Source organism: Rhizobium sp. Root482 (assembly GCF_001426565.1).
GTDB lineage: Bacteria > Pseudomonadota > Alphaproteobacteria > Rhizobiales > Rhizobiaceae > Pararhizobium.
The window spans coordinates 89,301-109,248 of record NZ_LMFA01000006.1; the positions used below are offsets into that span (position 1 = coordinate 89,301).

Sequence of the window (19,948 nt, forward strand, 5' to 3'; positions counted from 1 at the left end):
TATAATGTGAGCAAGGAGACGTTGCCATGGCCAGCCAGATCATTCATTTCGCCGGATTGTCGGATCGCGACCGTAAGGCGGCTTCGCCGTTGCCGAAACTGGTTGCGGGCGACAGGCTTGAATTGCACGTTCGCCATGAAGGCGGCAGGCAACAGACGCTCTCGATTCCGCCCTCGGCCACGGCTGCGGTTGAAGCTCTCCTGGCGCATATGCTGCGCGGCGAGCGCGTCGTGGTGCTGGCCGAAGATCAGGAATTGAGCCCGACTGAGGCGTCAGTCATTCTCGGCATCTCGCGCCCGCTCGTTGTCCTGCGCATGGATCGGGGTGACCTTCCATTTCGCTATGTGGGCAAACACCGCCGGGCGTTGTTGAAGGATGTGCTCTCCCTGAAATCCAGGCTCGATTCCCGGCAGACTGCGATGGACGCGCTTGCTGAAGACACCGAGGACCTGATCCAGACCCATGGCCTTTGATCCGCCCGTCGCGGTCTATGATGCCTGCGTCCTCTACCCCTTTCACCTGCGCAACGTCCTGATCCAGTATGCTTTCGACGGCCTCGTCGAGGCGCGCTGGACCGATGACATCCACGACGAGTGGATACGCAATCTCGCCGCCAATACCCATGCCTTGCCGATGGAGCGTCTGGAGGCCACGTGTGACAGGATGAAGGCCGCCCTGCCGGAGGCGGATGTGACGGACTATCGCCATCTGGTTCCAGGCCTCAACTTGCCTGATCCCGACGATCGGCATGTGCTCGCGGCCGCCATTGCTGGGAAAGCCTCCATTATCGTCACCTGGAACCTCAAAGATTTTCCAGCCCGAAATCTTCTTCCCCACGGCGTGACCAGTCAGTCGCCGGATGATTTCCTGACCGCTCTTCATGCCGCGTTTCCCGATGCGCTCATCTCCAGCGTCAGGAGTGCGCGGCGCAATCTGCGCAAGACGACGCCGTCGGTTGAAGCCTTTGTGGATGCGCTTGAGCAACGCGCCTTGAAGAAGCTTTCAGACGTGCTTCGCCGGAATACCGCCGCGCTGAACTGAGCCGACCCGGTCCAAACAAAACATGTGTCCCGAACGGCTGGCGCCAGACCCTATTCCTCATCGCCCTCCACCTCGGCCGTAAGCGGTTCATTCTGAACACTCTGCCGGCTGAGTAACCCCGCATCCTCCAAAGCCTCAAGATCTGGCAGATCGCGCAACGTGTCCATACCGAAGGCCGACAGGAAATGTTTGGTGGTGACATAGGTATAAGGCGCGCCGGGCGTCGGGCTACGCGGTCCGGAGGCAATAAACCCGGTCCCCCGCAGCGCCGCGATCGTATCCCGGCTGACCTCCTTGCCAAAGACCTTCGAGAGTTCGCTGCGCGTGACCGGCTGGGAATATCCAACCGCCACCAGCACCATCGTCTCGAACTCTGAAAGGGCTGCAGCGGCAGAGCGCGTCGACGCTGAAGATGCAAGAATCGTCTCGCCGAACCGCGGACGGGTTCGGTGCTGCCATCCGCCGGCAACCGAGACGATCTCGTATGGCCGGGAACGGAGTTCCTCGCGCAGGTCATCGATGAGGAGATCTATACTGCAGTCTTTTCCAACGACCCGCGCCAGCGTCTCGCGATCGACCGGCTGTTCGCTGGCAAAGATCACCGCTTCTGCCCGCAACATCCATTCCCGCCAGCGCAGCTCCGCCGGCAGGCCCTCCAATTCCCGATCAAACAAGTGTTCGCGTGCGTCTTTCGTTTTCCTGCGGGTGGATCTGGCCGCTGTGGAGGCTACCATGATCACAACCCAAAGATCCGGAAGGACGACCGGCCGGACAGCTCGCGAGCGGCGCCAAGGGATTTCAGCCGTTCAAACAGCCTTGTGCTGGCCCAGCGCGACAGATTGGTGCCCGGCGCGGTGGCTTGAATGGCATCTTCCTCAAGCAGTTTGCGGATGACGGCATCCGCGCCTTTCGTCCGCAGTTTTGGCGCAACGGACAGAAGCCGGTCGGCGCGCCGCGCAATATCGCTTGCCGCGCGGAATGCCGCTTCAGTGCCATCGACCAGTGCCAGGCAAACGGCCCGGCCAAACGCCTCATCGCCCGGCCGCACCCGTCCCCTACCGCCCAGCGTTCTGAATGCAGCGCCGTAGCGCTCAGCCATGAGGATGGGCACTGGATGTTCCCATTTGAGCCTGGTGGCAATCAGCCAGTCGGCCAGTCCCCAGGCAAGAATTTCCGCGTCCGGGCGCTCGACAAAAATGGCTGTGACCAGATCGGCAACGACAAAGGGAACGGCGCGACCGGACTGCAGCGCCTCGTCAATCCGGTCGATGACAGTGGCAGCGAGGCCGTCGTCCCAAGGCAATGCTAACAACGCGGCAAGCTCGGTCAGAAATGCATGTGTGATGACGCCCTTTTTGGCAGCCAGTCTTTTGAAGGCCAAATAGGCATTGCCTGCCGGTCCGGGATTGTCGCCGGCCGCAGTCAGTAAAAGCGCGTCACGCAAGGCGTGTTCGTCCTCGTTACGAGCGCCAAGCCGGACCGCGGCAGCGGCGCATCTCAGCGCCTGCCGCTGACGCCAGCAACCGGCCCACGCCGGTTTGGTGCGCACGAGATCGTCGAGCGATTTCAGGGCGATGCCGGCGGCAAATGCGACGTCCGCCTCCAACCAGTCGTCGCGCCGGGACAGTGCCCAGGCCGGCAGGCGAGGCGGTGAACTCAGGGGCTTGGCCATCGAAGGCAGAAACGAATCCATGCGCGAAAGGGTAACAAGGAGAGCGGTTTGCGTCAACACGGATCACTCTAACCGCACACCATGTCGCGATACAAAAACGAGTGATAAGGTTGCATTATCGATCGTTATAAGTGATAGTGGCTAAATGAGCCCTATGATCGACCAGAATCCTGAAGATCGCCTTAAGCAGGCCTCTGCCCGGTCTCCCAGCACGGACGCTCCGGACGGAATAACCACGGCCATCTCGCCAAGGCCGGAGCCCCCTCCCCTGCCCGCACATCTGCGCGATCTGACCGATCGCGCCCGTACCTATATCGAGGCCGCAAGTTCCGAGAATACCCGTCGGGCCTACGCCTCCGACTGGAAGCATTTTTCCGCCTGGTGTCGGCGCCAGAACCTCTCCCCCCTCCCCCCGGATCCGGAAATCGTCGGGCTTTACATCACCGCCTATGCCTCAGGCAGTGCCGAGGCCACCGCCGGCCGCGGCAACAAAGCCAACAGCGTTTCCACGATCGAACGGCGCCTTGCCGCCATCGGCTGGAATTGTGCCCAGCGTGGCATGCCGCTTGATCGCAAGGACCGCGCCATCGCCACCGTGATGGCCGGCATTCGCAACAAGCATGCCTCCCCTCCCCGGCAGAAGGAAGCCATTCTGCCGGAGGATCTCATCGCCATGCTGCAGACGCTCGATCGAGGTAGTTTGCGCGGTATCCGCGATCGGGCCATGTTGCTCATCGGCTTTGCCGGAGGCCTCAGACGCTCGGAAATCACCGGTCTCGATCTTGGCCGTGACCAAACCGAGGACGGTCGCGGCTGGATCGAGATTTTCGACGAGGGTTTGTTGTTGAGTTTGCGTGGAAAGACCGGCTGGCGCGAGGTGGAAATCGGTCGCGGTTCCACCGACACCACCTGCCCTGTCGTTGCGTTGGAAACTTGGATCAAATTTGCCCGGCTTGCGAAAGGCCCGGTCTTCCGGCGTGTGACCGGCAAGGGCAAAGATGTCGGGCCCGATCGGCTGAGCGACCAGGAGGTGGCGCGGCTGGTCAAGAGAACGGCACTTGCTGCGGGCGTGCGTGGCGATCTCTCCGAGGCTGAGCGCGGGAAGAAGTTCGCGGGTCATTCGTTACGCGCCGGGCTGGCCTCCTCGGCCGAGGTCGATGAGCGCCATGTTCAGAAGCAACTGGGACACGCCTCCGCCGAGATGACCCGGCGGTATCAGCGGCGGCGCGATCGGTTCAGGGTCAATCTTACAAAGGCGGCGGGCTTATAACCGAAGCGATGCCCTCTCCCTGCTTTTCGGAGCATCAGGAAACAGGCGCGATCAACTCGAGTGTTGGGAAATACGTCCGAAAGCGTCAATGCATCGCGTCAGCAACGGCAGTTGCTGAACTGCAGCCTGAGAACCGATGAAAAAATCCGAAAACACGCCAGTGCGCGAAACACCCGCCCTGCGGTATTTCCGGCGAGAAACAACGCCGCACGCGGCAGCAGCTTCCAGCCGCGCCGCAAACCAGTCCGCCCAGATCGGATCATCCGTTACGAGATCGAGCAGAACATTTGTGTCAACAAGCGTCATGTTTCGCCACGTGTCATCGCCATGATGGCTTCGGTATCGAGACCTTTGCCGACATGACCGCGGAGCTTTTGGAAGCGGCTTGGAAACTGCGTCTTATCAGCCCTTCGTAAGAACAATGCTGCCATCAGCAGCTCGGTGGAAATCGATCTTGCTGCCAGGAAAAACACCAAGCAAATCCGAACCGCCTTTGGGATCGTATCTTGTCCTTGTGCTGTGACTGTTGTCGTCATTTTAGCGACTATCGTAATACCAGATAGCTAGAAGGTATTCCCAAAAGAAACGGAAATCAACATCAGCTGCGCCGCGATCGGTTCCGAGTGAGTCTGACCAAGGCTGCGGGATCGTGACTTGTTCAGCTCTTATCGCGTCAATACCACAGGTCACCGGCCCCCTGATCGGAAACATATCTTTGCCACAGGGGTGAAGCCGCGTATGATGGCGTCTGCCGAACCATCGCACTCTCAAAGGCTCTTCATATTGATCATGATGAGCATCGGCCGCTTCGAGACCGCACACCTCGCAAGTTCCTTTGTCAGGCTCTCCTGCTTTGACAGCCCACTGCACGGCCAGATGTGCTTCGTACTTGTCAGGATTGGTACGGCGCCAGTTTGCCTGCCAGTATCTGTGTTTTGCATCTTTGTGACGGCTCCAATTCACTTGGTTCTACGCACCGCTGATAGCGCACGCGACGCAAAATCGTTGGCGTACCAAAATGGTACTCCCGAGGGCGGTTCGTCTCACCGGCTGGCTAAGGATCCTTAGCGTCTAGTTTTGCTTGGCGCAGAATGTCGAGGCCACGTTGATACTTTTCTGCGGCCCCGCCCGTCTGCTCGACCTGCCAGAGATTGTCCTCCAGGTCGGCTTTTTTGATCGGAAGGGCTAAGGGGNAATGTCGAGGCCACGTTGATACTTTTCTGCGGCCCCGCCCGTCTGCTCGACCTGCCAGAGATTGTCCTCCAGGTCGGCTTTTTTGATCGGAAGGGCTAAGGGGTTGGACGCCGCCCGTCTGACAAACTCCTCGTCGGTCTCYTTKGCCCGCCGTGTCAAAGCATCCACAGCCGATATGATCCGTGTCGGGAAACCCTCTTCCTTCAGCCGGTCGAGCGTCCAACCCCTGCCCTTTTCGACGACATCATGGAGATAGGCGATCGTCCGTGCCTCGTCGCCGGAAACCAAAAGTGCGACCCGCTGGCTATGCTCGAAATAGGGCCGGTCTACCTTATCTGCCTGGCCGTCATGCGCCTCGAGAGCAACCTGGATGGCATGGTCGAGATGTTGCATGGGACTATGGTCCTTCGGTGCTCTTGGTCTTCTGCTTGGGAGGCTTTTCGCCCGTCGTCATCTCTATCCCCGACACGGGATTTTTGAGCCTTTTCTTGGGCTGCTCAGNTCCTTCGGTGCTCTTGGTCTTCTGCTTGGGAGGCTTTTCGCCCGTCGTCATCTCTATCCCCGACACGGGATTTTTGAGCCTTTTCTTGGGCTGCTCAGCTTTCGCGCGAGATCGGTCGGTGTCGTCGCTTTCGCCCGCAGCTTGGAGCAGTGCCGCTTCATCCCGACCAACCGTGGCCGGCAGGTCTTGCGACGTCACATCCTGATCTTCACCCCTCAGTTCRTCGCAGGCCTGCTGCCAATGGCGCAGCTGTGCCCCCTCGGGGTGCCCCTCGCYTTCCCAGATTTCGTAGGCGCGACGGCGGATCTGCTCGTATTTGTCGGCGCTCATGACAATTTTCAACGAAGTGGCCACTCCAAGAAGGATCTAGGGAGGATCGCGGCCTTGTCGATGCCGCAAATCGGCAGCCGAAAGAAAGAACGCCGGCGTGATCGCTCCGCGTTAGTCTCAAACGCCAAGACTTCAGTAGAAAAGCCCCTCCCCTGTCGCCCTACAACTCGGGCAACGCTTTGAACGGATCGATCGCCCGAATCGTATTTGTCGGCGCTCATGACAATTTTCTCCGAAGTGGCCACTCCAAGAAGGATCTAGGGAGGATCGCGGCCTTGTCGATGCCGCAAATCGGCAAGCCGAAAGAAAGAACGCCGGCGTGATCGCTCCGCGTTAGTCTCAAACGCCAAGACTTCAGTAGAAAAGCCCCTCCCCTGTCGCCCTACAACTCGGGCAACGCTTTGAACGGATCGATCGCCCGAACGCCTAGAGGTTCGAAATGGCGCAGGTTGCGCGTCAAAACGATCAAGCCATGAACCTGGGCTGTGGCGGCTATCGCAATGTCCTCAAAACCCGGCCGATGGGCGCGGGCATCATCAAGAATCTGACCGGCGGCATGCGCGCATGTCAGATCGAACGGCAAAAGCTTCGGCGCGTACCTGCTCTTGAACCACAAGGTTCCATACTCGCGAGCATTTGAAACGGTGCGCCGCGCCTACGATCCGAAATACCATGTGAAGACGGCCCAGAGTATCGCGCCGTATACGAGCGCTCCAAAAACGGCTGATAGGGCAAAACCCTGTATCGGGTACTCAGGCCAAGTCGGGCGGCGCAATATGTGAAACGCCATGTGAACAATGCCGATACTTGCGCCTGCGGCAAAGAAAATCACCTGAATGCTCCAAAGTTCAGTCCATGCAGCGGGCGACGCCGGATTGCGTCGGCTGAGACAAGGTTCACGTGGTAGGCTTCACGAGCGAAATGACCCGCGGCTTGGACGGCGTGTCTAGCCAGTCAATCCACTTGTACCGCTCCTCGATCGTGTCGAAGAACCGCCAGAGTCTGTAACCCTCACTTGTGGTCTCCAACATTTCACCGATCGATACGAGCTCCAAAGGCAGCGGAACCTCATTGCCCTCGAAACGGACGAAATAGACAGAATCGGCAGCAAGCCGGACAACCTGACCCGTAGAATAGCTTCCATCGAGATCGTCGACCGTGAAATACATGCCGGTCATGGCGTCAGCAGCTGTGTTAGTCATGGGTTCCGATGCCAGTCCTAGGGATGCAGATCATTGCAGGTTGGCTCAGGTGCTCGCCAAAGGCAAGACGGAGATCACCATACGAAGTAGCCGTGTTTCGGGCCGAATTGGCGGTTCCACATCCAGTTGGCACACTTCAACTTAGTTCATTCTGACTTCGCCGCAATACCAAAGGACGTCCGTGTGAGAACGTGCAGACATTCAGAGGGCTTGCCCGCAACATCCTGAACATGGAATAGCGCTGCTCGAGCGCATGCTCAGAAACAGCTCGGGTATGCCGCCGTCTTACGGCGCGCCGATATCGGCGCCGCCGCGACCGGCTGGGTTAATCTCACGGGGGCGGCGGGCTATAACCGAAGCAGCAGCCTTTTCCCGCCCTGCGGCCTCAGGAGCAGGCCAGATCAAGTCGACCGCCGGGAATAGGTCGGGAAACCAGCTGTATCCTTCGAAACCAAGGGTAGTTTCTGCACGGCCGCCTGGGAGCCAATGGAAAAAATCCGACTACACCAGTGAGCGCCATGTCGCCACGTGTGTGATCGCCATGATGGCCAGGGTATTGAAACCCTTGCCCGGATGGCCCCGGAGCTTCTGGCATCCTTTTTGCGACCCTTGAGGTGGGGGCTATCGCAGGCCAAGCAGTTGCGAACCAGGCGCGCATGGTCTGTCGAGGCATGTTCAGTGAAGTCGCGCTCTAGATATTATCCAGTTTCACAGGCCTGGCCTATCGGTAGGCCGAACGATACGACGTTAGTCATCTTGACTTGTCTCTGGAACCGACCTTAATTTCCTACCTTTACGTCGACAGGGCATGACTATGCAAAGCAGGCCGCTACCTTCCCCGCGCATTCTGTTGAATGCGGAGATTATTTTTTCAGAGATTCATTTTCATATTTACGGCGCCGCGTGTGAAAGCGACATCTGGATCGCAGCGATCGAATCGTGGCAGCGCGGGTCTGAGATCCTTCCGATGGTGGAAGCGGCAATCGCAGCTGCTAACGCAGTCGAGACGGGCGTCGTGCGCCGGCCGCGCTTAAACTAGTGAGCTGTGATCACGGACTTGTAGATATAACCCCACACGATCAGTGAAATTAGCACCGCGATTATCAGCGATTGTAATCTGAGAGGCACCGGCTCTTCCACATCGTCGTTGGTCATTTGCGTCCCCCGAGAAGGGCCGCGTCCACAGCACCGACGCACGAATTGCATATCACATCATTTATAAGTGCTGCATCGATTTGTAAAAGCTTCATCCGAGCGGATATTTGAGAGCCGACGGTATGCCTCTGGGTAGTCATGAGCTCCTCCATTTAAGGCCATATCAGTTTTTCGTGCAATGGGTTCACTGATCATCGGGAGGACTTTACCGAATTATGTTATAGGGGTCCCAAGGGCTTCGCTGCGTCCGGGACTACTAACTGGCCGTTGCGTGCTGGCGATCCCAGTTTCACTGCTGTCGGAAACTGGATATCAGCCATGCTGGCGCGGATCGATGTAGCTCTCCACTCAAAAATGTTCGAAACCCGGCTTTATGACGCTGGCACGTTGTTGCTACTCCTGGCCGGGCGGCATCACGCTCGTTTCAAACTCGATGTCAGCGGCAGCAGGATAAGGGCCACCAACGGATGTCGGCTTCCGGCCAAGGCCCTCTCCCTTGGCGGGTGTCACCTCATTTTTTTGCGCGCCAGTGAGACAGATATCTGGCTATTTGATGAGGAAATCGGATCGGCTGCCGCTGGCCGCTTCGTGATCAGATAGCCATTTGGGTCGCTTGCCGCCGCCGGTCCAGGTCTTTCCCTGACCATTCTTGTATCTAGGAGGCGGCCTTATGCGTTTGAGTGATGGTGGCGAGACACCCAGGGCTTCTAACTCCGCCATAAGCTCGGCGGGGCGCTTTTCAACGAGCCTCTCGCGTAAATCCTGAGCCTCTGAAATTAATTCATCAAGTTCCGATATCCCGATAGGTTCGCCTTGCCACTCCGAAGCCCCCATTTGAAAGTCTGAAAAGGTTTAAGGCCCGAAGCGTCAGATATCAAGCCGACTGAAAACAGGTCAATCTGAGGCGGCGCGTGCGCGACATTGGTCTGTTGGTGAGGAGAAACATAGTGCTTCTTAGCTTGAGCAGGGCTCGAGGCGCCATACGTTCGGAAACGGTTCTCCGGGACAGATCCGATTAAGTTCACACTGAATCTGCGAAGAAGGTGGGAAGCACGTCAAATATTGGCCGACAAGGAGGGCGGAATTGATTGGCGATCTTCCGACGTTGTGTGACTGGAAGACAACAGCCGCTCTTGCGGGACTTTGACCGAGACCAGGGAGGAGACCGGTAGTGCAAGCAGACAGTACAACAACTGTCCAGGAATGACCGAGGTTTAACCTTCCGGCTACGCCGCCCGCTCAGTTAGATCAACATGGACCCACACTACTTTGATCTAGCGAGGGGCCGTCAAAGGCAACAAAAAGGCCCTCGTCCTTTGGGGAACAAACTAGGGCCTGCGCCAGCTGCAGAAAAGGCACCGCGCGGCTGCTCGTCAAATGTAGTTTATTTTCACCCCAACGCAATATGAATAGACCTTCCTGCGGGAGCTATCCGGCCTGTTCAGCGTGACTGCCATCGATTGCCAAGGCTTTGGACGGGCAGGCGCGGCGGGCTGCCCAATCTCGCGGCTTTTCGCTCTGCAAGAAGAGGAGTTGGGCGGCGAACCGTCGGGCATTGTGCCGTATGGCTGCTTTTCTCAACCGACCGGGCCCGCGTCTATCGTGACGCGCATCAGGAGGATGCTAAGGGTGTGGTGACGCTTTGATCCACGCGACGATAAAGGAGGATGAAGGTCTCGCGCTTCTGGTCGCGATGCGCCCTAGAGGGATACCTGGCGAATCTAGATTTGCAGTCCTGTTTCTCGGCCGCAACGACCATCAGAGAATCGCAGGGCGACGTTATCTTTTTCCCCGTCCATCGCTTCAGCACGCCCCAGCCCTTTTCATTCGAGAATGATCAGGCGTAAATTGTCAGCTGACAATCGGAGTAAGTCGCAGAATTCATGGGATATTCCTTCGCAGGCCGCCGTCGTAAAGTCGCGTCGGCTAAAAACAGCTTGACGGCCACCCCAGACTCGCAGTCATTTGCGATAAATCTTCCTATTCGTCAGGATTTGCGTGAATGTCGACCAAGGCCGCGATTGTCCAGAAAACCAAAGCACCGAATGAGCATTCGATTGACGAGACAATCGCTCATGACGCTGGCGTTTTAAGCGGCCAGCTTCAGGTTCTGTTCGAAAAACTCTTCTCGCCGAATGCTCGGAAGGAGCTTCGACGTTTCAGCAGTGCTGAGGCAGCACGACTGCTGGGGGTAACCGACAGCTACGTTCGCCACTTGGCCACCCAAGGGGACGGCGTGACATCGGAAAAGACGTCCGGAGGACGGCGTACATTCTCCTTGGAGGAAGTCAATGCGATCCGCCATCAACTGAGTCGCACAAAGCCAAGCTACTTGCCCGGAAGACGGCAAGGTGACCACCTTCAGGTCATTGCAGTTACAAATTTCAAAGGCGGCTCGGGCAAGACAACGTCGTCGGTCCACCTGGCGCAGTATTTGGCTTTGCGCGGTTACCGGGTATTGGCGGTTGATCTCGACCCTCAAGCATCTATGTCGGCGATGCTTGGGTTCCAGCCCGAATTCGACGTCGGCGAGAACGAGACGCTTTACGGAGCCATCCGTTACGATGATGATCGGCGAAACGTCTCCGAGGTCGTTCGCAAGACCTATTTTCCTGGGCTTGACCTGATTCCCGGCAATCTTGAACTACACGAATTCGAGCATGATACGCCGACGGCGCTTGCCGACACATCGCGCAACGAGAGCGAGATGTTCTTCATGCGTGTTGGCAACGCGCTGCAATCGCTGGAAGGCGATTACGATATCGTCGTCATTGACTGCCCTCCAACGCTTGGTTTCCTGACTTTATCCGCACTATGCGCGGCGACCTCGGTCCTGATAACTGTTCATCCACAAATGCTGGATGTTGCATCGATGAACCAATTTCTGGCTATGACCTCTGACCTTCTCTCGGTCGTCAAGGGTGCGGGCGGAAATCTTCAGTACGACTGGATGCGCTATTTGATCACCCGCTACGAGCCCAATGACGGTCCGCAAGCGCAGATCGTCGCTTTCCTGCGCAGCTTGTTCGGTGAGCGTGTACTGACCTCAATGATGGTGAAATCGACGGCGGTCTCCGATGCCGGATTGTCCAAGCAAACAATTTATGAGGCTGGTCGCGACACGATGCATCGACAAACTTACGAACGGGGCGTCGAATCTATGGACGGCGTGAACGCCGAGATAGACCAGCTCATACGAAGTGCATGGAGTAGACCATGAAAGGCCGCGATATTCTCAAGGGCATGCTCAACGCATCCGATCAATCCAAGACCGAAGCGCCGTCGAGCCAGGCGCATCGTCCGACTGGCGCTGTCAGGGCGATGAACCTTTCACTGGGGAAGTTGGGAGAGGAGGCGGCAGAGGCCAAAATCCTCCGCGAATCCTTGGCGTCGGGGCAGACAGTGGTCGAGCTTGAGCCGAGATTGGTGGAAATGTCCTTCATTCGCGATCGCATTCCGATCGATAACGACGCGGACTTCGATACCCTGAAACTCTCAATTCAGGAGAGCGGCCAGCAAGTCCCGATTCTCGTGCGGCCTCATCCGACAAAAGCGAAAACTTATCAGGCAGCTTACGGACATCGGCGCCTAAAAGCGGCATTAGATCTAGGGGTTCCGGTAAAGGCCATCGTCAGGAACCTTACTGATGAGGAGCTGGTTCTCGCCCAAGGGCAGGAAAATGGCCCACGCCTCGATCTCAGCTTCATCGAACGCGCGTTGTTTGCCCACCGGATGCTGCAACACGGTTTCGATCGAGACACGATCGCAAAAGCGTTGGCAACGGATAAGCCCGAGATATCACGTCTACTGCAGGTGGCTCAAACCGTCGATCCCGAGATAATTCTTGCAATTGGTCCAGCCCCAAAAGTTGGGCGGCCTCGTTGGCTGGCGCTGGCTGATAAGCTCAAGGATGAAACGCTCCTCAGAAAAGCTCAAAGTTGCGCTCTCAGCGCGACTTTCTCTGCTGTAGAAACAAACAAGCGTTTTGAAAATCTCTGGAAATCCGTTCAGCCGGCAAGTACGCGAACGAAAAACACCGTAGAGACCGTTCGAACGAAGCAAGGCCTGCCAGTGGCTTCTATGGTTCACTCAGGGAAAGCCGTCAAAATCACGGTAACATCACCCGCATTTGCTGACTTCATCGTCAAAAAAATGGCGGCTCTTGTCGTGGATTTCGAAGAAGAAAATAACGCTGGCACAGTGGATTAGTATGATTGTCAGCTGACAACGGCACATAACTAGGAGTCGAAACCGCAAAAGAAAAAGGCCCCCAAACGTTTCCGTCGTGGAAGCCCTTCTCGTGTCTAGCAGCTTGAGAATCGCATTTCCTCGAATCACAGTCAAGAGTCTTTGGCATCGTTTTGGTGATCGAATTTCTTTTGCCTTTTAAGAGGTGAACGAAATGCACATTGGAAGTGTAACGACGCCCTTTGGGCGGCGGCCGATGACGCTTGCCCTGGTGAAAGGGCAGCTCGCCACGGCTGAAGCGAAACCCGGCAGACCAGTCGATAAATGGAAGGTGTTTCGCGACGCCTGCGAGGCCCGAGCCGCGCTTGGGCTGACCGATCGGGCGCTATCGGTGCTCAACGCGCTCCTGTCATTTTATCCTGATCAGCAGTTGGAGGAGGAGAGGGGGCTGGTGGTCTTCCCGTCGAACAATCAGCTGACGGTACGAGCTCATGGAATTACCGGTACGACGCTGCGACGTCATTTGGCAGCCCTGGTCGATGCTGGCCTGATCATCCGCAAGGATAGCCCCAACGGCAAGCGCTATGCCCACAAGGACAAGGCAGGAATGGTCGAGAACGCGTTCGGCTTCAGTCTGGCGCCCCTTCGCGCCCGTGCAGACGAGCTTGCCCATATGGCCCAGCAGGTAGCCGCGGATCGCAAAGCGTTTCGCCTCGCCAAGGAGCGGCTGTCAATCTGCCGCCGTGACGTTCGCAAACTGATCTCAGCTGCAGTGGAGGAGGGCGCGCCAGGCGATTGGGGACCAATCGAGGAGCATTTTATCGAGCTTCTTGCACGACTGCCTCGCACGCCACAGATCGGGGATTTGGCGCCTATTGCTGAAGAAATGGAGATGTTGCGCGACGAAATTGTCAATTTGCTGGAAATACAAGTGAATTCAGAAATATCGGGCGGCAATGACGGCCAGATTGAACGCCACATACAGAATTCAAATACCGATTCCATCCGTGAATCTGAACCTAGCTCCGACACGAAGCAGGGGGCGAAATCGAGCCAGGCCATCAGACCGTTGAGTGAGCCGATTAAGGCGTTTCCGCTTGGAATGGTGCTGAGAGCGTGCCCCGAGATCGCGATGTATGGGCCAGGCGGTTCCGTCGAGAACTGGCGAGACCTAATGGCGGCGGCTGTCGTTGTCCGATCCACGTTGGGCGTTAGCCCATCGGCGTACCAGGATGCCTGCCAAATTATGGGACCGGAGAACGCAGCGGCGGCGATGGCCTGTATCCTTGAGAGGGGAGGGCAGATCAACTCGGCCGGCGGATATTTGCGAGATCTTACCCGGCGCGCGGAGAACGGCGAATTCTCGCTTGGCCCGATGTTGATGGCGCTGTTGCGTGCGAATGGTTCAGCGGTCTCGAAGGCGAGTTAGCCCATGAGCTGAACCGCCTCGGGCGAAATGGTGGCTGGGCTTAACGATTTCAACTACGTGGAGTTTTCGAGGCGGACGAGGCCGCAAACAAGATCCGCAAATACAGCCAAGCCTGTCCTTGAAGTCGGAGGCGGGATTCATGAAAGTTCCGTCCTCATGCTTGCATTCGGAAAGCCCTTTGGTGTGAGGTTCAATGCACTGGCCCCTTCCTGCAGTGGAGCGTACACTTCACTCAAGAGTTCCAACAACTGTTCGCCTCCCGAATATGCAGCGCGTCCATGAGTATATCGTTGATGACCACCGGCGCTCCCGTGTCGGTGTCGCAATGGTCCAATGGCCGCTGGTGCTCGCGCGCAGGGATAGGGGCAAGAGCGGAAAAAAATCCGCATGGATAAGTAGGTTTTCGGAGTTGTGCCGCGTCAGTATTGGGGCACCCCCAGCGTCTCGCTTTCTCTAGGCCCAAGCCGCGCCGACCGCCTCAGTGGTATCGTGCCGCTCTTGGTGAGCGCGCGCACTTAGGCCCGCAATTTCCGGAACCTCGTCGTAAATCTCATCGAAGAATGTTGCTACCGTCAGTGCGACGGGAGAGCTTGTCCTGGAACCGAGAAGGACCAGATATCGCTCTCGCACAGTGGCCATCTCTATCTCGCCGGTGATCCATTTCTCGATCCATTCAAGAAAGCGCGGGTCGCTCTCTATCTGGGCACCACGTGCTGTTGCCTCGGCGCAGGACTTGTTCCATCGAGCCCTTCTTTCCACTGCAGGTGTCATTGCGTCCTCTTGCATGATGCGCGCCCGCTTCCGATCACAAGAGTAGAATTTGCAGTGGCTGTCAACAATAGGAACTAAGTCCCTGGTCCATCTTATTGTCATAGGACTTCGGTCTGAATACCGGCGGACCGCCCGGCACAAACCACCGCGCCAACGCTAGACGGCTGCCGGAGCCTCCTTCGGCAACAGGATCAACCGACTTGGCCAAGGGTCGCTGCACGGCTTTCGCTCCCTCCCATGGTGTGGTCGGCCAGGCGTTGATCTCTTCAGTCTCCGCCAGGACCGCAGGCATGGCCTTGACGAGTCGGTTCGATGTGTCGAATTCGGGTCGGTGGTGAGGAAGGCGTAAAGGTCCACCCATGCCTTCCTTTCCTCCCAGTGGACATCGTAGGGGACAGGTTTCGGAATGGCAGCCGCATCACAGTGGTTGTTCTAGTTATGTTCTCGTTGCCCGTAGGGTCAGGACGAAGCGAAGTGGATCGCGAGCACTTCATGAACCGTCATCGCAGTCATGAAAAGCCCGACACAAAGCCCGGCCATTACAACACCAAGCAAAATAAGCACGAGCAGGTCTTCATAAGGGGTCATTTGCATCGAATGGAGGTAGGGCGTGGCGAAATAAAATCCAACCAAACTACCATCGAATGCCCAATGCCGCCGATCTCCGGATACTTCGTTGCAGCAATTCGATATCCTTGATCTGCATCCCTGTCCCCCAAGGATTTCAGTATCGCGTCTTCGACGGTAGCAGATAAAATGATCCTGCGGGCATGGTCTGCGATTTCCAAGGCGACCATATCAACCGCATGGGCGGCTCGCAATTCGTCGACGATCACTCCCTCAACTAACGGAGGCGCAGGATCCAGTTTCGCCAATGTCCTCGAACACAAGGCCTTGCAGATCTTCGTTGCGGCTTTCCTGATATCGAATATCGAAATGAAGTAGCAGCATTGTGTCACCTCACGTGAGAACGACGACAACCTGAAGAGCGCTGCATTTGTTCCGCTGGACTGCCCGCGTCACCACACCACTCGTTTCTGTGACCCCGGCGCCAAGTCTTTGGCAATTATTTTCACTCGCCTCGAAAGACTTCACGCCTCGCAACATTTCGCCGCCTCGAGGAGCGCGATTTTGAACTCTTCGGACGCATATTTCTGGTTCTCAGGACATTTAATGGGAGGCAGTAGCAACGCCAACCCGCCTCCTGCCAACGTCTTTCCGTCCTCTTCAGTCGTTTGGTATGCTCGAAATAGCAGGCGGCGCTTAGGTAGATGCGGAGGCATTTGTGGATGTGCGGGTCCAGCCGTGTGAACCGCTCGGGCAGTAAAAAGGTCGGCCGAACCGGGCCTTCCGCTAAACATTTTCGAGGCTCGTCGCCCAATGGGTCAATCAACGTCTCGCCCCTGCCGTCGATCCAACCAGCGCATTGCTGGAGTAACCGTTAGCCCGTGCATAAGGATCGAGACAAGCACGACCAGCGACAGGATGAGCCAAAGCTTGCCTTCATCCTGGAAGTTTCCATGATTGATGCCATAGGTCAGGTAGTAAAACGATCCGACGCCGCGGATGCCAAAGAACGCAATGGTCAGTTTCTCACTGAGACTAGCTTGGGCACCGATAAATGCCAGAAGGCCTATAAGGGGTCGCACGACAAGCAGGATCAGCACAACTGCTGCGATGTCGGCCCATTCAATACCAGACAATAAACCGCTGGTGATTGCGCCTCCAAAGGCAAGGAGCAGCAGCATCATCGCGATCCGTTCGATTTGCTCGGTGATGTCATGCATGTCACGCTGGAAATCATGGTTTCGGTGAGAGTTGCGCAGAGTCAAGGCCGTCACGAAGACCGCAAAAAAGCCGTAACAGTGCAGTATCTCTGATACGCCGTAGGACACGAAGGTTGCCGCAATGGCTATCAGGCCGTCGCCGGTCTTTGCAAGCGTGTCGCCCGGCATCTTGAAGGTGGCCCAGCCGAATATACGCCCCACAAGCCAGCCGGAGCCAATGCCGGCGAAAACCTCCCAAAAAACGTGGAGCGTAAGCCACTGATTGAACCATGGCCCGCCCGTTGTCGCCGCCAGGCTCAGAACAATAGCGAGATGCACAAACGGAAACGCGAATCCGTCGTTCAAACCTGCTTCAGATGTCAAAGCGAACCTGACCGTATCTTCTCCCCCTTCCTGCGGTCCTCGAACTTGGATATCGGCCGCCAAAACCGGGTCTGTCGGGGCAAGGCTTGCCGCTAGCAGCAGTGCTGCAACAATGTCCAAACCGAGTATGCTTGTTCCAACAAATAGGATCGCCAGAATGCTCAGCGGCATGGTGATCAGCAGCAATCGCCACGTCACTCCCCATCCCGTGAACGAAAAACGACGATCGATCTTCAGTCCCGCTCCCATCAAGGCCACGATGACGACAAATTCCGTAAGCCGTTCAGTTGCATAAGGATGTGCGCTTGGAGACGGGTCTAGTCCAAAAGATGGGACGGTGAAGATCAGGCCGCCAATGGTCAGGCACACAATAGGCAATGACAAGGGCAAGCGTCGGAGCGCCAATGGAAGCCAGGCAACGAGCGCGATGAGAAGTCCAGCCCCCGTGAGGGCTACTGCATAAGGGTCGACTTCCCAGCCGTTAATTATCAAGTGTCTACCTCTTCCGTTAAGACGAATGCGAGGGCTCCGGCAATCATCTCCTCACCCGTAACGAAAAAGGCCGGGCGAAATCCGCACCGACCTTCTTTTCATCTCTACCGACTGCCAGTACATCCTTGGTCAGCGCGGAGATGAATTACTGTTTGGCGCCGTCATTTGGGCGCGCTTTGTCGCCTTTTTTATCGACGTTGGAAGTGCTTTTCGCATCTGGCGACTGGCCCAGATGGGTGCCGCCCAGGTGACCGCCGCCGCTTGTATTCTTTCCTTCAGGATCTTTGCTTGGCATGGAACGCCTCCCTTGTTGAGGAGTCTCAACCATTTTAATGGCACAAAGGTTCCGTCCGGAGAGCGCGGTTTTGCAAGGAACGAGCCGCTACTTGATTGGCGGCAATTTTTGTTCGTGCCGCCGGCGCTGGAAGGATAATCCCGGCGGTTGGCGGTGATGCGCACCATTTATTCCTGTTCTCCGAGCGGTCTGGTGGAGGCTGGCTTTTCCGTGAAGGTTCGGCTGGATTTCGAGCCGCGCCAATCTCAGAGCGATCGTTTTGCGCCTCATGGCAGCCAACCGCGCCTCCAGAAAACTCGTTTCAGACTCGACGCGCCGACCTCCAGCAGCTCCGGAATTTTGCTGAGTGTACGAGCAACGGGGACCGACTTCACGATTTGAAATGAACGGTCACTTAAAATGACTTCCCATTCCGCGCCAGTGTGGTCATCTGACTATCGAAGGTCGTCTGAGCCGTTGCTCGATGACACGCGGATCAAGAGCTGACAGCATGAAAAACCCGGTCGCACTGAATCGTCTTTCCGAGAATACAGTGTTCCGTAAAGGCGATATTTTCGTCCTCTTCGGCGAATTGTTCGGTCGCGGGTACGCGACTGGCCTGCTCGACGAAGCCAGGCGGGCTGGGATGGAGATTGTCGGGATCACCGTTGGGCGGCGCGACGAGAACAATGCGCTACGGCCACTGAATGCTGACGAGCTGGCTTCTGCTGAAGCCCGGCTGGGCGGCAGGGTCATCAACATACCTCTTATGGCTGGCTTCGATCTTGATGCGCCTGCGGATGGCCCGACACCCACCGACCTCCTGGCGAAGATGACGCTTGAGACCTGGCAGCACGACAAGCTCGACTGGGACTATGTCTCGCAATGCCGCGACGTCGCCACGGCGCGTTTTACAGAGGCGCTTGCGCAGGTCATGGCCGTTCTCGACGACATGATCGCCGCTGGTCGCAATGTGTTCTTTGCTCACACCATGGCCGGGGGCATCCCGAAGGCGAAGGTGTTCCTGGTCGTCGCCAATCGAATCTACAAGGGGACCGGAACACGCCACATGTCGTCGCAGGCCTTGCTCGACAGCGACATGGGCCAGCTCGTCCTGCAGAATTTCGACGACGTCTCGGCTAACACCTTTTGCCATCTCATCGACTTCAGCGCGGCGATCCGCAGGCGCGTGGAAGCTTCCGGCGGGCAGGTCCGTTACACCGCCTACGGCTACCATGGATCGGCAGTCCTGATTGACGGAAGCTACCGTTGGCAGACCTATACCAACTACACCCAGGGCTATGCAAAGATGCGGCTCGAGAGCATTGCCGAGCAAGCCTGGGCGCAGGGTGTCAAGGCAACGGTCTACAACTGCCCGGAAATCCGAACCAATTCATCCGACGTATTCACGGGGATCGAGCTGCCCCTGATCCCGCTTCTGCTTGCGTTGAAGAAGGAAGACGGTGGTCAGTGGGCAGACGAGCAGTGGCACGCCTGTCAGGCGCTCCTGGCAGACGGCGTGACAATGACGGATGTGTTCCGCAAGATCACCGATATGCAGGCCAGTGAAATCATGCGCCCGTTCTATGATTTCTCGGCTTGGCCCATGGCCAACAGCCAGGCCCAGGCTGATCTGACGATCTTAACCTCGAATGAGATCACCCAGCTGCACCGGGACGGCAAAGTGATGATCAGCGATCTCCTGAGCGGTCTCGTGGTAGAGGCGACGGGGCAGCTTATTTTTGACGAATCTTCAGAACCGTCCGGTCCCGTCCTGTGGCTCAACCACGATATCGTGGCCCGGCGACTTAACGCTTCCCACCCGCGTTTGATGTCTCCGGCGCGACTGATCCAGCGGGAAACGGAATCGTCGCAGCTTCAGATCGCATGACTGCGTGTTTCTCGTCGGTCGTAACGCGGATTGCCAATCGAATGACCGCTTCAAGCCTGATAGGATACTTGCAGCATCGGGCCGCCTGCGGATCGATGTGGAGGTTCTGAGCCGAAGGCGGATGCCTCCATCGGCCGTGATGGGTCCGTCGGAAACATCGTGAGATCAGCCTTTCTTCGTCTCGTTGTTGTCACAGGCTCGGTTCGCGCCACATATTTTCCAACCGTTCCATTGCGATCACGCCGTCAGCAATAGTCGGCTCTGGGGACTGAACTTTGCCAAGGGCAGTGACCTGAGCCCCTGAACTTCCTCCAAATTTTGGTAGAGTCCGTCACACTGAGGAGACGGACAGGATGAAGCATTCACGGTTCACGGGCGAGCAGATCA

The 19,948-nt window shown here is 57.2% G+C and carries 18 protein-coding genes and 5 pseudogenes; 9 read left to right on the forward strand and 14 right to left on the reverse strand.

Annotated features, from left to right (window positions below; genetic code table 11):
- The first annotated feature begins 26 nt into the window (after positions 1-26).
- Together ASD31_RS06260 and ASD31_RS06265 are read left to right on the forward strand one after the other, a co-directional pair.
- A complete protein-coding gene (locus ASD31_RS06260) occupies positions 27-473 on the forward strand; it encodes a hypothetical protein (RefSeq protein WP_056330919.1) in 447 nt (148 codons plus the stop codon).
- Positions 463-1,041, forward strand: coding sequence for a PIN domain-containing protein (locus tag ASD31_RS06265; protein WP_056330923.1), 579 nt, complete (start codon positions 463-465; stop codon positions 1,039-1,041). Before ASD31_RS06260 ends, ASD31_RS06265 begins: the two co-directional genes overlap by 11 nt.
- Before the next feature lie 50 nt (positions 1,042-1,091).
- Here the strand turns inward: ASD31_RS06265 and scpB are convergent, their stop codons facing one another.
- Together scpB and ASD31_RS06275 are read right to left on the reverse strand one after the other, a co-directional pair.
- On the reverse strand, positions 1,092-1,775 hold the full coding sequence (gene scpB / locus ASD31_RS06270; RefSeq protein ID WP_056330926.1) for an SMC-Scp complex subunit ScpB: 684 nt from the start codon (positions 1,773-1,775) through the stop codon (positions 1,092-1,094).
- A gap of 2 nt (positions 1,776-1,777) precedes the next feature.
- Positions 1,778-2,713, reverse strand: coding sequence for a DUF1403 family protein (locus tag ASD31_RS06275; RefSeq protein WP_413813798.1), 936 nt, complete (start codon positions 2,711-2,713; stop codon positions 1,778-1,780).
- A 145-nt stretch (positions 2,714-2,858) separates the two neighbouring features.
- Between ASD31_RS06275 and ASD31_RS06280 the strand changes: the two genes are divergently transcribed.
- Positions 2,859-3,983 (forward strand): tyrosine-type recombinase/integrase, encoded by a 1,125-nt coding sequence (locus tag ASD31_RS06280; RefSeq protein WP_056330936.1) that lies wholly within the window; start codon positions 2,859-2,861, stop codon positions 3,981-3,983.
- A gap of 51 nt (positions 3,984-4,034) precedes the next feature.
- Here the strand turns inward: ASD31_RS06280 and ASD31_RS25250 are convergent, their stop codons facing one another.
- The 7 genes and pseudogenes from ASD31_RS25250 to ASD31_RS06305 form a co-directional block, all read right to left on the reverse strand.
- Positions 4,035-4,289 carry a hypothetical protein gene (locus ASD31_RS25250; RefSeq protein WP_413813799.1) on the reverse strand — a complete coding sequence of 85 codons (255 nt, stop codon included), beginning with the start codon at positions 4,287-4,289 and terminating at the stop codon, positions 4,035-4,037.
- Positions 4,286-4,519, reverse strand: a pseudogene (locus ASD31_RS06285) (AbrB/MazE/SpoVT family DNA-binding domain-containing protein). Before ASD31_RS06285 ends, ASD31_RS25250 begins: the two are co-directional and overlap by 4 nt.
- Before the next feature lie 151 nt (positions 4,520-4,670).
- A pseudogene (locus ASD31_RS26650) lies at positions 4,671-4,924 on the reverse strand (hypothetical protein); the annotation flags it as partial.
- 253 nt (positions 4,925-5,177) lie between these two features.
- Positions 5,178-5,570: pseudogene (locus tag ASD31_RS26655) on the reverse strand (metal-dependent phosphohydrolase); the annotation flags it as partial.
- Between the two features lie 109 nt (positions 5,571-5,679).
- A pseudogene (locus ASD31_RS06295) lies at positions 5,680-6,009 on the reverse strand (DUF2934 domain-containing protein); the annotation flags it as partial.
- 382 nt (positions 6,010-6,391) lie between these two features.
- Positions 6,392-6,607 (reverse strand): annotated as a pseudogene (locus ASD31_RS26660) (VapC toxin family PIN domain ribonuclease); the annotation flags it as partial.
- Between the two features lie 298 nt (positions 6,608-6,905).
- Positions 6,906-7,211 carry a hypothetical protein gene (locus tag ASD31_RS06305; protein WP_056330940.1) on the reverse strand — a complete coding sequence of 102 codons (306 nt, stop codon included), beginning with the start codon at positions 7,209-7,211 and terminating at the stop codon, positions 6,906-6,908.
- Positions 7,212-8,019: 808 nt separating this feature from the next.
- Between ASD31_RS06305 and ASD31_RS06310 the strand changes: the two genes are divergently transcribed.
- Together ASD31_RS06310 and ASD31_RS26210 are read left to right on the forward strand one after the other, a co-directional pair.
- A complete protein-coding gene (locus tag ASD31_RS06310) occupies positions 8,020-8,250 on the forward strand; it encodes a hypothetical protein (RefSeq protein WP_056330943.1) in 231 nt (76 codons plus the stop codon).
- A gap of 434 nt (positions 8,251-8,684) precedes the next feature.
- Positions 8,685-8,966, forward strand: a complete 282-nt coding sequence (locus tag ASD31_RS26210) for a hypothetical protein (protein ID WP_056330947.1) — start codon at positions 8,685-8,687, stop codon at positions 8,964-8,966.
- Here the strand turns inward: ASD31_RS26210 and ASD31_RS27065 are convergent.
- Complete coding sequence (locus ASD31_RS27065) at positions 8,913-9,200, reverse strand: H-NS family nucleoid-associated regulatory protein (RefSeq protein ID WP_082520442.1); 288 nt, start codon at positions 9,198-9,200, stop codon at positions 8,913-8,915. The genes ASD31_RS26210 and ASD31_RS27065 overlap by 54 nt on opposite strands.
- Positions 9,201-10,368: 1,168 nt before the next feature.
- Here ASD31_RS27065 and repA point away from each other — a divergent pair.
- The 3 genes from repA to repC all read left to right on the forward strand — a co-directional run bounded on the left by repA (position 10,369) and on the right by repC (position 13,983).
- On the forward strand, positions 10,369-11,586 hold the full coding sequence (repA, locus tag ASD31_RS06325) for a plasmid partitioning protein RepA (RefSeq protein WP_056330953.1): 1,218 nt from the start codon (positions 10,369-10,371) through the stop codon (positions 11,584-11,586).
- Positions 11,583-12,575, forward strand: coding sequence for a plasmid partitioning protein RepB (gene repB, locus ASD31_RS06330; protein WP_056330955.1), 993 nt, complete (start codon positions 11,583-11,585; stop codon positions 12,573-12,575). Before repA ends, repB begins: the two co-directional genes overlap by 4 nt.
- Before the next feature lie 193 nt (positions 12,576-12,768).
- Positions 12,769-13,983 carry a plasmid replication protein RepC gene (repC, locus tag ASD31_RS06335; protein WP_056330958.1) on the forward strand — a complete coding sequence of 405 codons (1,215 nt, stop codon included), beginning with the start codon at positions 12,769-12,771 and terminating at the stop codon, positions 13,981-13,983.
- 453 nt (positions 13,984-14,436) lie between these two features.
- Here the strand turns inward: repC and ASD31_RS06340 are convergent, their stop codons facing one another.
- The 4 genes from ASD31_RS06340 to ASD31_RS26280 form a co-directional block, all read right to left on the reverse strand.
- Complete coding sequence (locus ASD31_RS06340) at positions 14,437-14,754, reverse strand: hypothetical protein (RefSeq protein ID WP_156392538.1); 318 nt, start codon at positions 14,752-14,754, stop codon at positions 14,437-14,439.
- A gap of 584 nt (positions 14,755-15,338) precedes the next feature.
- On the reverse strand, positions 15,339-15,629 hold the full coding sequence (locus tag ASD31_RS25820) for a hypothetical protein (protein WP_162251138.1): 291 nt from the start codon (positions 15,627-15,629) through the stop codon (positions 15,339-15,341).
- 510 nt (positions 15,630-16,139) lie between these two features.
- A complete protein-coding gene (locus ASD31_RS06355; RefSeq protein WP_056330968.1) occupies positions 16,140-17,396 on the reverse strand; it encodes a cation:proton antiporter in 1,257 nt (418 codons plus the stop codon).
- Between the two features lie 145 nt (positions 17,397-17,541).
- Positions 17,542-17,691: a hypothetical protein gene (locus tag ASD31_RS26280; RefSeq protein WP_200952131.1), complete on the reverse strand. Its 150-nt coding sequence runs from the start codon at positions 17,689-17,691 to the stop codon at positions 17,542-17,544.
- A 490-nt stretch (positions 17,692-18,181) separates the two neighbouring features.
- Between ASD31_RS26280 and ASD31_RS06365 the strand changes: the two genes are divergently transcribed.
- Complete coding sequence (locus ASD31_RS06365; protein ID WP_056330973.1) at positions 18,182-19,561, forward strand: enoyl-acyl carrier protein reductase FabMG; 1,380 nt, start codon at positions 18,182-18,184, stop codon at positions 19,559-19,561.
- Positions 19,562-19,948: the final 387 nt, after the last annotated feature.